General features: G+C 59.7%; 11 protein-coding genes. All 11 read right to left on the bottom strand.

Annotation, left to right across the window (positions count from 1 at the left end; all coding sequences use genetic code 11):
• Positions 1–23 precede the first annotated feature (23 nt).
• The 11 genes from ASF69_RS17880 to ASF69_RS17830 all read right to left on the bottom strand — a co-directional run bounded on the left by ASF69_RS17880 (position 24) and on the right by ASF69_RS17830 (position 12,959).
• A complete protein-coding gene (locus ASF69_RS17880) occupies positions 24–1,580 on the bottom strand; it encodes a peptidoglycan DD-metalloendopeptidase family protein (protein ID WP_062589553.1) in 1,557 nt (518 codons plus the stop codon).
• Positions 1,581–1,922: 342 nt separating this feature from the next.
• Positions 1,923–2,576, bottom strand: a complete 654-nt coding sequence (locus ASF69_RS17875; RefSeq protein WP_062589552.1) for a protein-L-isoaspartate(D-aspartate) O-methyltransferase — start codon at positions 2,574–2,576, stop codon at positions 1,923–1,925.
• Entirely contained in the window at positions 2,573–3,349 is a 777-nt protein-coding gene (surE, locus tag ASF69_RS17870; RefSeq protein WP_062589884.1) for a 5'/3'-nucleotidase SurE, read from the bottom strand. Before surE ends, ASF69_RS17875 begins: the two co-directional genes overlap by 4 nt.
• Before the next feature lie 169 nt (positions 3,350–3,518).
• On the bottom strand, positions 3,519–4,802 hold the full coding sequence (gene serS / locus ASF69_RS17865) for a serine--tRNA ligase (protein ID WP_062589551.1): 1,284 nt from the start codon (positions 4,800–4,802) through the stop codon (positions 3,519–3,521).
• Between the two features lie 95 nt (positions 4,803–4,897).
• Entirely contained in the window at positions 4,898–5,710 is an 813-nt protein-coding gene (gene tatC, locus ASF69_RS17860; RefSeq protein ID WP_062589550.1) for a twin-arginine translocase subunit TatC, read from the bottom strand.
• Entirely contained in the window at positions 5,707–6,591 is an 885-nt protein-coding gene (tatB, locus tag ASF69_RS17855; RefSeq protein ID WP_062589549.1) for a Sec-independent protein translocase protein TatB, read from the bottom strand. Before tatB ends, tatC begins: the two co-directional genes overlap by 4 nt.
• 61 nt (positions 6,592–6,652) lie before the next feature.
• Entirely contained in the window at positions 6,653–6,871 is a 219-nt protein-coding gene (locus ASF69_RS17850) for a twin-arginine translocase TatA/TatE family subunit (protein WP_062589548.1), read from the bottom strand.
• 158 nt (positions 6,872–7,029) lie between these two features.
• The gene (scpB, locus tag ASF69_RS17845) at positions 7,030–7,680 is read right to left on the bottom strand and encodes an SMC-Scp complex subunit ScpB (protein WP_244475522.1); all 651 of its coding nucleotides are present in this window, start codon (positions 7,678–7,680) and stop codon (positions 7,030–7,032) included.
• A 70-nt stretch (positions 7,681–7,750) separates the two neighbouring features.
• On the bottom strand, positions 7,751–8,596 hold the full coding sequence (locus ASF69_RS17840; protein WP_062589546.1) for a ScpA family protein: 846 nt from the start codon (positions 8,594–8,596) through the stop codon (positions 7,751–7,753).
• 51 nt (positions 8,597–8,647) lie between these two features.
• On the bottom strand, positions 8,648–9,664 hold the full coding sequence (nagZ, locus tag ASF69_RS17835) for a beta-N-acetylhexosaminidase (protein WP_062589545.1): 1,017 nt from the start codon (positions 9,662–9,664) through the stop codon (positions 8,648–8,650).
• A gap of 250 nt (positions 9,665–9,914) precedes the next feature.
• Complete coding sequence (locus ASF69_RS17830) at positions 9,915–12,959, bottom strand: SPOR domain-containing protein (RefSeq protein ID WP_062589544.1); 3,045 nt, start codon at positions 12,957–12,959, stop codon at positions 9,915–9,917.
• Positions 12,960–12,977 lie beyond the last annotated feature (18 nt).

Here is a 12,977-nt window from a genome sequence, read left to right as displayed (position 1 = left end):
TTTCGACCCTTGAGACGCAAAACCTATTCAAGGAAAGAGGAAGGGTTCACCGGTGTCGCATCCTTGCGGACTTCGAAGTGAACCTGTGGACGCTTGGCGCTGCCGGTCATGCCTGATGTGGCGATGGTCTGGCCGCGCTGAACCTTCTGGCCACGCTGGACATCAAGGTTCGCGGCATTGCCGTAAACCGTGACGCGGCCGTCGTCGTGGCGGATCAGAACCGTGTTGCCAAGCTGCTTCAGACCGTTGCCGGAGTAGATGACGACACCATTTTCCGCAGCCTTGATCGGCGTACCCTCAGGCACGGAGATGTTGATACCGTCATTGCGGCTGCCATCGACATTTTCGCCGAAGCCGGAGATTACAGCGCCGCGCACTGGCCAGCGATATTTGCCGATGCCGGTGGATTCAGGTGCAAGAGAAGCCATGTCGGACTTCTTCTCGACATCGCTGACGCTTGCTTCGGCCGCAGGCGCCTTCGGCACTTCTGCCTTTGCAACGGCTGGAGTTTCAGCAGCCTTTGGTGCTGCAGGCTGGGCTGCCGGCTGCTGCTGCACGGATGCCGTCTTGATGCCATCTGTCGCAGCACCAGGAATTTTCAGCGTCTGGCCGATGCGGATGCTGCCATCCGTAATACCATTAGCCGCCTTCAGGTCTGCAACGGATACGCCATTTGCACGTGCAATCTTGGCAAGGCTGTCGCCGGTCTGAACCTTGTAGCCTCCGGTTGGCGGAAGTGGCTTGCCGCCGGGAGGCGTCAACTTGCCTGCTTCTGCCGAAGCCTTGTCACGCGCAGCACCCTGTGAAGGCAGTACGGCCACGTTCTGCTCCGGACCGCGCGTTGGCGTCGGGCCGTTGTTGTTCTTGCTCAGATCGATATTGCCCGATGCAGCGCGGGCCGCGTTGCGGGACTGACCGAACTTAGGAATGATGATCGACTGGCCGGGTGCCGCTGCAGACGCGCTGGAAAGACCATTGGCCTCTACGAGCGCCTTTTCAGGAACGCCGTAACGCTTCGACAGCGTTGCAATCGTTTCGCCGGACTTCAAGGTAACAGACGACGCACCATCGGTATGCCAGCCATTTCCATCGGCCTTGATCGAGCCGGTGGAAAGCTTGTCTGCCACTGGAGCCGCACTGCGTGCCGAAGCCATCGATGGGCTTGCGCTTGCTGTTGCCGAAGGCAGCGGCTGCGACATGGCCTGGCTGCGAGACGAGGAATCGCGGCTGGAAGAAGGAGATGGCGGTGAAAGTTCCGCACGCTGCACAGGCGCCGAAGAAGAAGCTGCCCGCGCCGATGATGGCTGCACCGAACCGTAGCCGCCCGAAGAGGCAGGATATTGCTGGTTGCCAGCCATATTCTGGTTCGCGTAGCCGCCCTGCGGGCCAGACGCCGCATAGCCGCCGCTATTGACATCACCCTGCGGCACAGGAGCCTGACCGTACGCGCCACCGGCTGTACGGTTGGGTATGGAAGCCGTCGTCATCTGGTCCGGTCCACTGGAGAAGAGGCCGCCAAATCGCGTGGCGTCCGAGCTACAACCTGTTGCGACGCTTGCCAGCAATGCCGCTGCGAGCATCTTTGCGATTGATTTTCCGATTTTGGGCGAATTACTCATACGCATGACTCGATCTACACTGACGCCAACCGCCGCATCGGGATCGATCCGGCTCTAACCACACTCTGCAAGGCCCCTCTCCCAGATCGGGAAAACCATGCGTCGATGGATATGATTAAAGCGCGTTAGTGTTACCACGCCGTTAAAGCGTTAAGCCGTTTGCGATTTTTTTGACACTTCGATAACCATGAAACGCCCATGAAACGGGCCTTTGGCGCGCGTAAATCTGCTAAAACAGTTATAAATCAGGTAGTTGGAAAAAACCAACCTTCGTTCCACATCGCCATGGGAAATTGCGATTTATCATAAATAGCGCGCGATGTGGCTTTCGATGGGCAGATAGGGCGTTTCGAACATTTCCTCGCGCTCGAAACGGCTGCCGGTCTTGGAAAAGCGGGTCATCACGCAGCGTCCGTCTTCCAGAATGATGGGCGCTATCATCATTCCACCGGAGACGATCTGCTCGGTAAAGAAGCGGGGCATGGCGGTAAACGCAGCCGTAGAGATGATTCGGTCAAAGGTGCCCTCGCCGACAAGGCCGTTGGTGCCGTCCGCCTGACGAATGACAACATTGCGGATACCCAGATCGTCCATCCGGTTCTGTGCCAGCAGCACGAGTGTCTTGTAGCGGTCGATCGAAACCACGCGTTCCGCGCGTCTTCCCAGAACGGCCGTCATGAAACCGCTGCCGGTACCGATTTCCAGCACGCGCTGGCCCGGCTTGACCTGAAGCCGGTGAACCGCCTTCACCGCCATGTCGGCGCTTTCCATGAAGGCACCGCAGTCTATGGGGATGGTGCGGCTGGAATAGGCATCGGCGGCGAACTGTGCTGGCACGAATTGCGAGCGTGGCGTCTGCTCTACCGCCGTCAACAGGTCGATATCGGAGATGCCTTCGGCTCTCAACCGCAGCACGAGGGACGCGAACCCCTCCTTCTCCACCATCGCCGATTTCACTGTTTCACTCCCAGACCAAGGGCTGCCGCAACGCGATCCTTGACCGTGTAATCGGTCAGATCAAGCTTGAGCGGGGTAACGGAAATCTTGCCATCCTTGACCGCGTGAATATCGGTGCCATCACGGAAATTGCCGAGACGTTCGCCAAAGCGTAGCCAGTAATAGGGAATGCCACGGCCATCCTGCCGTTGGTCGACAGTCAGGCCAAAATCCAGCTTGCCCTGCTCGGTGACGCTCACGCCCTTCACATCGGCGGGCGCGCAATTCGGGAAGTTGAGATTGAGGAAGGTTTCGCTGGGAAGATCGACATCGATCAGTTTGCGAATGAGATCGGGCGCATGGGTCTCTGCCACTTCCCAGGGGACGACTCGTTCCGCGTGGCCAGCATAGGCAAAGGCCTGGCTCAGCGCAAAGGAGCGCACACCCTGCAATGTTCCTTCGATGGCACCGGCTATGGTGCCGGAATAGGTCACGTCATCGGCCATGTTCGCACCGGCATTGACACCGGACAGGATCAAATCCGGCTTGCCCGGCAGCACTTCCCGCACACCCATGATGACACAGTCCGTCGGCGTGCCGCGCAAGGCGAAGTGCTTGTCGGAAATCTTGCGAAGCCGTAGCGGCTCGGACAGCGTCAGCGAATGCGCAAGACCGCTCTGGTCCGTTTCCGGCGCCACGATCCAGACATCGTCGGAAATCGTGCGGGCGATACGCTCTAGCACCGCCAGACCTTCGGCATGAATACCATCGTCGTTCGTCAGCAATATCCGCATGGTGTTCTCCCGCTTCAGTTCTTTCAGCAGCATTCCCAACCTTCCGTCATTCCGGCCTTGAGCCGGAATCCAGCCGCTGCGCGTCTGCGCAGCGAGAAGGTTCTTACCAGACCAAAGACTTGGTCTGACTGGATCCCGCATCAAGTGCGGGATGACGAGACTGGGTTCGCTACGCAGCCTTCTCAATGCGCTTGAGTCCGCCCATATAAGGCAGCAGCACGTCAGGGATCGTTACCGATCCGTCTTCATTCAAATAGTTCTCGAGAACCGCGATCAGGCAGCGACCGACAGCCGTGCCGGAGCCATTGAGCGTATGGACGAACTTCGTCGCCTTCTCACCCTTGGCACGGTAACGGGCATCCATCCGGCGTGCCTGGAAGTCGCCGCAGACCGAGCAGGACGAAATCTCCCGGTAGGTATTCTGGCCGGGCAGCCACACTTCGAGATCGTAGGTCTTGCGTGCGCTAAAGCCCATGTCACCGGTGCACAGTGTTATGGTGCGGAAATGCAGGCCCAGACGCTTCAGCACTTCTTCAGCGCAAGCCGTCATGCGTTCCAGTTCCTCGATCGAGCTTTCGGCATCCGTGATCGATACGAGTTCGCATTTCCAGAACTGGTGCTGGCGCAACATGCCGCGTGTGTCGCGACCCGCCGATCCGGCCTCGGAACGGAAGGACGGCGACAAGGCGGTAAAGCGCAGAGGCAGCTTTTCGCCTTCCAGAATTTCGCCGGCAACGAGATTTGTCAGCGTCACTTCGGCAGTCGGGATCAGCCAGCGACCGTCCGTCGTCTTGAACAGGTCTTCGGCAAATTTTGGCAATTGGCCGGTTCCATACATCACCTCGTCGCGCACCATCAGCGGCGACGACACTTCCGTATAACCGTGCTCGCCTGTGTGCAGATCGATCATGAACTGGCCCAGCGCACGCTCCAGACGCGCAATCTGGCTGGTCAGAACGGTAAAGCGCGAACCGGAAAGCTTGGCGGCACGGTCGAAATCCATGTAACCGAGTGCTTCACCGATTTCGAAATGCTCCTTGGCTGCATGGTTCCAGCCGGGCTTCTGGCCGACAACGCGGGCAACGACATTGTCATGCTCGTCCTTGCCCACGGGAACATCATCAAGGGGAATGTTTGGAATGCGCGACAGGGCATCGGTCAGCTCAGCCGAAACCTGGCGGTCCTCTTCCTCAAGCCGGGGCATGGTCTCCTTGATATCGGAAACCTCTGCCTTCAGCTTTTCAGCCAACTCGGCATTCTTCTGCGCCATGGCAGCGCCAATTTCCTTGGAGGCAAGGTTGCGACGTGATTGCATGTCCTGCAGGGTCTGAATGACGGAACGGCGCTTTTCATCGAGCGCAATCAGGCTTGCGGATTGCGGCTCGGCATTGCGGCGAGCAAGGCCTGCATCGAAAGCTTCTGGGTTTTCGCGTATCCATTTAATGTCGTGCATTGTGGTTCCAGACCGTAATTTGCATCATGCTTTAAAAACAAAACGCCGGGGCAATGGACCCGGCGTCTGGAGAAAAGCTGGCGGATGGTTGACCGTCAGACGTCAGCGGGACTTTCAAGCTCCCGGCCTGCGATCTCCTCAGCGCGCTTTTTCTCCACGAGTCGAGCCAAATAGATGGAAATCTCGTAGAGAAGGATCGCTGGCAAAGCAAGACCGATCTGGGACATCGGATCCGGCGGCGTCAGCACAGCGGCAACGACGAAAGCTGCAACGATCGCGAATTTGCGCTTTTCACGCAGCCACTGGCTGGTCAAAAGTCCAACACGCGCAAGAAGCGTCGTTACCACGGGCAACTGGAACACCAGACCGAAGGACAGAACCAGCGTCATGATGAGGCTGAGATATTCCGATACTTTCGGCATCAGCGAAATGGCAACTTCGCCGTCCTCAGGCAGCTGCTGCATGGCAAGGAAGAACCACATGACCATGGGCGTGAAGAAGAAGTAGACCAGCGCGCCGCCCAACAGAAAAAGAAGCGGCGATGCAATGAGAAACGGCAGAAATGCCGCCCGCTCGTTCTTGTAAAGGCCCGGCGCCACGAATTTATAGAGCTGCGAGGCGATGACAGGAAATGAAATCACCAAAGCGCCGAACATGGCGACCTTGATCTGCGTGAAGAAGAATTCCTGCGGCGCGGTATAGATCAGCGAAGACTTGGCAACATCCAGCCCGGCCCATATCACGGCCCATTTGTAGGGAATGACAAGCAGGTTGAAGAGATGCTTGGCCACCGCAAAGCAGGCAATGAAAGCGACAAAGAAAGCGCCGAGCGACCAGATCAGTCGCGTGCGCAATTCCATGAGGTGCTCGATAAGCGGCTGTGGCTTATCTTCGGTGTCCTCACTCATGCTTCACCCTTCTTGGCCTTCGCCGTCTTTGCTGTTTTCGCAGGCGTCGAACCCGCTATTGTCTCCGCACTGCCCTGATCGACAATGGCCTTGGCCAACTCAACCATCGGCTTGCCAGCCGCGACCGTTGCCTTGGCGGCCTTGACCTTGCCAAGCTTCGCACCGGCCTCAGTCAGCGTCTTCGGTTTGCTGCTTTTGGGAACGACCGTCTTTGCACTTGTCGTGTCCAGAGCATCGGCCTTGGCGGAAACGGTTTTCGCCACCCGCTTCGGCTTTGCTGCCACCTTTTCAGCCTCGACTTCCTGCACGGATTTGGCGGGAGCGCGCTTGCGCACAGCCTTTGGCTTTTCCGCAATACCGGGCTGAACCTGGGCTGTGGCTGCGGCGACGGCTGCGGGCGCAACGGTCGCCGGGACCGTGGCAGGAGCAGCCGTGGCCGGACCCGTTGCAGGCGTGGCGCTTGCGGTCGAAGCCTCTGTCGCAATCAGCGGGGGACCATCCGGCAGCTTCATTTCAGGCTCGGAGAGGCTGACAGCGGATAGATCAGCTGGAGCACTGGTTGCTGGCGAGCTTGGCGGTGTCGTTGCACCCTGCAGATCGGAGCGGATTTCATTTCCCAGCTGGCGAAGCGGGTTCATGGCATCGCGCAGCGAGTTCGTAGGGTTGAGATTGCGAACGTCCGAGATCGTCTGGCGCACATCGTCCATGTCGGCCTCTTTCAAGGCCTCATCGAACTGGGAGCGAAAATCGCCCGCCATCTTGCGCAGCCCGGCCATCGTCTTGCCGAAGGCGCGTATCATGGGCGGCAGGTCTTTTGGGCCCACGACCACGATCAGCACGACCGCGATCACAAGCAGCTCGCTCCAGCCGATATCTAACATCACAAAGCTCCTGACACGCCTGAGGGTGCGGCCTGCTGAACAGGCCGCGCCGAAAGATCCATCACTTGATCTCGTCAGCCTTGTGGTCGACCGTTCTGGAATTGACGTTGCTGTTAGGGTCTGCCGGCGGAGGAGTCGTGTCTTCGTCGGCCATGCCCTTCTTGAAGCTCTTGATGCCCTTTGCAACATCGCCCATCAGTTCGGGAATCTTGCCGCGACCGAAAAGGACCAGCACGATGACCAGAACGATCAGCCAATGCCACACACTAAAAGAACCCATAACGCAAACTCCCTGAATTTTGCTTTGAACCGATGTAAGACGTTTGCGGAGGTTTTTCAAACACCAAAATGGCTATTCAACAAACGATGGCGCACTATAAATCGGCAGATTGTCAAATGTTGGCAACTCTTTGTGATCATGCTGCAATCGGGGCGAGATCATCTGTCCGGTTCATCACCACGTGGTGCAAGCAGGCCCAGCTCCTCCAGATCGAGCTGGGTGATGGGATCCTCGTCTTCTGTCAGTTCGTCGCTCATCGACGGCAGGGGAATCCCGAAATTGGACGGGATACGGCCGGACAGAAGCCCTGCCCCCTTCAATTCATCGAGACCCGGCAGATCGCGCAATTCCTCAAGGCCGAAATGGTCCAGAAATTCCACGGTCGTTCCCATCGTCACAGGCCGTCCCGGCGTCCTGCGGCGTCCGCGAAATCTCACCCAGCCAGCCTCCATCAGCACATCCAGCGTGCCGCGTGACGTCTGGACACCCCTGATATCCTCGATTTCGGCACGCGTCACCGGCTGGTGATAGGCGATGATCGCCAGAACTTCCAAGGCTGCGCGAGAGAGCTTCTTCGGCTCCTTTTCGTCCGCCCGGATGACGAAGGAGAGATGCCCCGCCGTCCGGAACGCCCAGCTTCCACCCACCTGCACAAGGTTGACGCCACGGTCGCTATAGAGCGCCTTGAGCCTCGCCATAATCGCCGCGACATCCACGCCCTTCGGCAGTCGCTCAGCAAGAAATGCTTCGGTCACGGGCTGTGCGGAGGCAAACACAAGCGCTTCCGCAATGCGCTCTGCTTCGCGCATCTGCCGTTCGCCGATGCCTGATGCCCTTGCGTTTTCCTCGTTCGGTGCGGCGAAATGGTCCGCTTCCGTCTCAATCGACATCCTGTGTCCTTTTCGTCATGCGCTCGCCCGCGCGCGTTCCCTTGCGCATATAGATGGGCTGGAAGGCGCCGTCCTGGCGAATCTCGAGCGTGCCTTCCCGTACCAGCTCGAGCGATGCGGCAAAGGCGCTGGCCATGGCCGTGGCACGCATGGCGGGTTCCGGGACATATTGCAGAAGGTAGCGGTCAAGCTCGGTCCAGTCCCCGATGTCGCCCAACATGGAGGTCAGCAATTCGCGCGCATCGACCAGCGACCAGACCTGTCGCTTTTCGATCGTGACCTGGGTAATGGCCTGCCTTTGGCGCAGCGTCGCATAGGCGCTGAGCATGTCATAAAGACTGGCCTCGAAGGAGGAGCGGCTTTTGTGGGGAATATGCTCCGGTGCACCGCGCGCAAACACGTCCAGGCCCAGCTGGTGGCGGTTGACGAGCCTTTCGGCTGCTTCGCGCATGGCTTCCAGCCGCTTCAGCCGGAAGGCCAGCGTCGCAGCCATTTCCTCGCCGCTTGGTCCGTCACCCTTGCTTTGCTGTGGGATGAGCAGCTTGGATTTGAGAAAAGCCAGCCATGCGGCCATGACGAGGTAATCGGCAGCAAGCTCAATGCGCACCCGCCGCGCCCGCTCAACGAAAATGAGATATTGTTCAGCCAGCGCCAGCACGGAAATACGCGAAAGGTCCACCTTCTGCGTGCGGGCAAGATGCAGCAGCAGATCGAGCGGGCCTTCAAAGCCCGCAACATCGATCATCAGGGCAGATTCGCCGGTGGCACGCTCAGGTTTGATATCTTCCCAGAGCTTTTCCATCGGCGCGCCGCCGCGCGATTTATCTGCTGCCATTCACCTGTCCACCGGGCCTGAATCTTGGATACCGCCCGGCTGGATTGCGGATCAGGCAACCGCCAGCATGGCGTTGAATTCGTCCCTGAGCGCCGCTTCATCGGAACCGTCAACCGCCGGGAAACCGGCCTCGACAGCCCGAACACGCTCCAGAGCCTTGCCGGAAAGAACAGGCACTTCCTTCACGACCTCAAGCATTTCACTCATCACGCCATTGCAATGCAAGACTATATCGCAACCACCCGCAACAATATTGGCGGCGCGTTCACCCAGTGTGCCCTTAAGGGCATTCATCGAGCTGTCGTCCGATATGAGCAGGCCGTCAAAGCCGATCCTTCCACGGATGATCTCATCGATGACCGTTGGCGAGGTCGTTGCCGGGCGTTCCGCATCGATTGCGGTGAAGACAAGATGCGCGCTCATGGCCATCAGTTCCCGGTTCAGTGCCCGGAACGGCACGAAGTCGTGGGCGTCCAGATCGTCGATGCTCACATCCACCACCGGCAGCTCATGGTGCGAATCGACAAGGCCCCGGCCATGGCCGGGCATGTGCTTCATCACAGGCAACATGCCGCCTGCCTTCAACCCGTCCGCTGCCGCCTGCCCCATGGCGGCAACAAGCGCCGGATCGAAACCATAGGCGCGGTTGCCGATGACATTGCTTGCACCCTCCACCGGCACGTCCAGAACCGGCAGGCAATCGACGTTGATCCCGAACTTCATCAGATCGAAGGCGTGAAGGCGCGACATCAGCCATGCGGCGCGCAGGCCCTGAACCTTGTCGCGCAGAAAGATTTCTCCCAGCGCCTGGGCGTTGGGATAGGATTGCAGCAGAGGTGGCCGAATGCGCTGAACGCGCCCGCCCTCCTGATCGATCAGCACCGGCGCGTCGGGGCGACCGACAGCATCACGCATCGAAGCCACGAGGTCTGTGATCTGCTGCGCATCGCCGATGTTGCGTCCGAACAGAATGAAGCCCCACGGACGTTCTGCCTTGTACAGCGCAATTTCGTCCTGCGTCAGTGTCAGGCCGCTACAGCCAAGGATCATAGCTTTCGTGTCGGTCATGGATGTGTCCTGCTGGTTCTGGGGCGTAAGTGTCGAGAGCGATAGCGATCCGGGCCCAAGGCCTTTCCCTTTGTCCCGTCATCCCTTGGGCTTGTCCCGAGGATCTAACGAACCACAACATTCAACGTGGTCGGATCCTCGGGACAAGCCCGAGGATGACGTCGCAGTTGGGGAGACGCGGCGAGACCTGCCATCAATAAAGCCGGGACAGCAGAACTATCCCGGCTCCAATTCTTGTAAGGCCTAAAAATCAGCGCGCAATCAGGCAGCTGCCGCCTGCAGAGCGGAGGCGCTCGCACAATGCGGCGGCTTCGTTCTTGTCGCCTGCTGGGATGCGAACGCGGTAGAACGTACCCTTGCCAGCAATTTCCGCTGCCTTGATGTCGACGCCGCGTCCGCCAATGACGGAGCCGAACTTCGCGGAGAGGTTCACATAGGACTTCTGCGCTTCAGCCTGGCTTGGCAGGGATGCGACCTGCACGAAGTAGCCTCCGGTAGACGAGCTGTTCGTCGCAGCCGTCGGAGCGGCTGCAGTTTCCTGTGCGGGCTGCGATGCAGGCGCCGGGCGGACATTACCCTGGTTGGTCACAGTCGCCACCACATTGGCAGGCTGCGAGGCCGGGCGCGATGCAGGCATCGGTGCCGCCGTCTGGGTTGGCTTTGGCGCGGCGGCTACGGGCGCAGCCGGGGTAGCAGCAGCGGGCGCAGGTGCCTGCGCCACTGGCTGTTCTGGAGCAACCGGCACACGCGATGCAGCGATGACAGCCGGAGCATTTTCTGCTGGCGTATTTGCCTGCGGTGCCGCCAGTTCCTCGACCTTTTCGGCCTGTGGGGCAGAAGCTGCCGGTGCAGGCACTTCCTGCGCCACCAGAGTGCCGTCAGGCTTGACGATCATGGTGCGGACCTTGCGAGGCGAAACATTGACGGGCGATCCGCCGTTGTTCTGTGCTTCCTGCGCCTTTTCTTCCGGCGAGAGCAGACGTGGATCTTCCGTCTCACCAACAGGAGTAGACGTCGCAGCTTCCATATCTTCGTTTTCGCCTTCAAGCGGCAACTGCTCCGGAATGAGCGTGCGCTGGACGACATCCACAGGCTGCTCATTGGTGGAAATCAGCGAAGGCTGCTTGGGGTCTGCGGGCGCGCCACCGGCAACACGGTCATAAACCGCCTTGTCCTGGTTAGGCACAACACGACCGCCGGGATTTTCCGGCACGACCTTGGTTGGTTCGCTATCGGCAGAAATGATGACGGGCGCTCCGCTGGAACCCTGGCTTCCCGCACCGCCGAACATCAGAGCGTATGTACCGCCACCGACAAGGACAACGCCGATAACGGCAGCCATTGGAACGAACCAGCGGCGCATACCGCCACGATCTTCATCTGTGTAACGCACCTGGCTTGCCAGATCGGTTGGCGCCATTCTTTCGCCGGACGCGCGCGTTTCTGCGGCTTCCTGCATGCTGCGGCGGAAATCCTGCTCCAGAGCGCGCTCGAATTCGTCGACCTCTTCCTGGCTTGGCTGAGGCTGACGCGGCGCGGTATTTCGGTTGCGATCAAGCCCACCAGAAACGACCGGCGCAAACAGGGTCGCAAGCTCGGTGTCCAGATCGAGATCCTCTTCCTGACGGCGCGGCGCAGGCTTCGGTTCGAAAACGCCGACCGGCAGTTCCGGAACTTCCATCTCCGTGATGGTCTCGGGCTGGTCTTCCGTTTCGCCGATCTGCGAAGGATCGAATGGCAAGCTTTCCAATGTGGCTGGCGGTGCAGCGACAACCGGCGCGGCGGGCCGTGGTGCTTCCTGACGCATGACAGGAGCTGCCGCAACAGGCTGCGGACGGGCCGGAGCAGCCGCAACGGGTGCTGGAGCAACGACAGGCTTTGGTGCCACGACAGGGGCCTGCGCTACCGGTGCAGGCTGAGGCTTGGCAACGGGTGCCGGTGCTGGCGCCACGGGCACGTCGATATTGGCAATTTCGGAAAGATCGATATCAAAGTCGATATCATCGAGAGCAAGCTCGAAATCATCATCCTTGAAGCCGTCGAAGTCGCCCAGATCGAGATCAGGCTCTTGCTTTACGGCTGCGGGCTGGAACTCGGGCTCGGCACGCTTGGCAACGACCGGCTGCGCAGCCACAGGCGCGGGAGCAGCAGCGACGACTGGTGCAGCAACCATTGGCTTTGCAGCAGCGACGGGCGGCGCAACAGGCACTGTGGGCTCGAAACGAGCTGCCGGAGCAGTCACCGTTCCGATTTCATACTTGGACACATCGTAGATCAGCTCGTCCATGGCCGACAGCTTCTGACCGACGGGCGCTGCAGGTTCGGCATGGCTGACGGGCGCTTCGATGGGCTGCGTGAACTGCGCGGCTACGGGTGCGGGAGCAGCCATTGCAGGCTCGACTTTCGGCGCAACCGGCGTCGCACGTGGCGCACCGAAATTGGCAAGCGGCAGGCGAAGGCTGGAGTAATCCAGCGAAGACCGTCGTGCGATGGGCGGCGATGACTGGAGCGGCGCTGGAGCTTCGTCAGCGACCGACATTTCCAGTTCGCTGGCAAGATCTATGGCCACTTCGCCGGAGGTCTCGGCCATATGCTCCCAGTTTGGCTGGTAGGATGCCGATGGCTCCACGTAGGCCTCGGCAGGAACCTCCACAGCAGCCGCATCGATGCGCTGCTCATAGGCTGCTACCGGCTCTGGAACGTCGGCGTAGCTGACCGGCTCGATATAGGCCTCAGGCTCGATGTGAGCTGGTGCCTCGACGTGCACGGGAGCATGTGAAGCAACGCGCTCAACCTCATCATGCGATGGCGCATTGCGATGCGCGACATCGAACAGGGCCGCAACCGATTCTGGATCGTCACTGAAATCGTCGCGAAGATTGGAAGCCGGGACTGCGGCATGGTCTGCAACGAGGTAATCTTCTGTCTCAGCCGGTGCATAGTGCTCGGCGGGCGCAGCAGCAGGTTCCGCAACCTCGGGCTCTCTGCGAGCGAAAACAGATTCGACCCGCTGCATGAACTCACCGGCAGGAACCGGCGAACGAACATCGTTGGCGGCATCCAGCACGACCGGCTCATGACGGGGCGAATCATAGATCGCGAATTCGCGAAGCAACTCGTCTTCGAGATTGAACTCCGGCTCCCGACGTGCGCCCGGTTGTGGCGCAGCCGGGGAAGCGACATGGGAAGGACGATCCTCTTGAGCGACTAGGCGCGCAAGCTGCGCCAAGGGATCGTTGTCAGCGAATTCATCTGCCCGGTTATCCCGGTTATACGCGACATTTTTTTCGACCATTACGTGTTCCACCATCTA

Source organism: Rhizobium sp. Leaf311, assembly GCF_001423445.1.
Classification (GTDB): Bacteria; Pseudomonadota; Alphaproteobacteria; order Rhizobiales; family Rhizobiaceae; genus Agrobacterium.
The sequence above is the reverse complement of the archived record's forward strand: the minus strand, read 5'-3'. Positions and strand labels throughout refer to the sequence as shown.

Bases quoted from the DNA above. Each gene is read 5' to 3' on its own strand.
- tatC (WP_062589550.1), bottom strand. From the start codon at position 5,710: ATGAGTGAGGACACCGAAGATAAGCCACAGCCGCTTATCGAGCACCTC.
- scpB (WP_244475522.1), bottom strand. From the start codon at position 7,680: ATGCGCGAAGCAGAGCGCATTGCGGAAGCGCTTGTGTTTGCCTCCGCA.
- tatB (WP_062589549.1), bottom strand. From the start codon at position 6,591: ATGTTAGATATCGGCTGGAGCGAGCTGCTTGTGATCGCGGTCGTGCTG.
- ASF69_RS17850 (WP_062589548.1), bottom strand. From the start codon at position 6,871: ATGGGTTCTTTTAGTGTGTGGCATTGGCTGATCGTTCTGGTCATCGTG.
- ASF69_RS17880 (WP_062589553.1), bottom strand. From the start codon at position 1,580: ATGCTCGCAGCGGCATTGCTGGCAAGCGTCGCAACAGGTTGTAGCTCG.
- serS (WP_062589551.1), bottom strand. From the start codon at position 4,802: ATGCACGACATTAAATGGATACGCGAAAACCCAGAAGCTTTCGATGCA.
- nagZ (WP_062589545.1), bottom strand. From the start codon at position 9,664: ATGACCGACACGAAAGCTATGATCCTTGGCTGTAGCGGCCTGACACTG.
- ASF69_RS17840 (WP_062589546.1), bottom strand. From the start codon at position 8,596: ATGGCAGCAGATAAATCGCGCGGCGGCGCGCCGATGGAAAAGCTCTGG.
- ASF69_RS17830 (WP_062589544.1), bottom strand. From the start codon at position 12,959: ATGGTCGAAAAAAATGTCGCGTATAACCGGGATAACCGGGCAGATGAA.
- surE (WP_062589884.1), bottom strand. From the start codon at position 3,349: ATGCGGATATTGCTGACGAACGACGATGGTATTCATGCCGAAGGTCTG.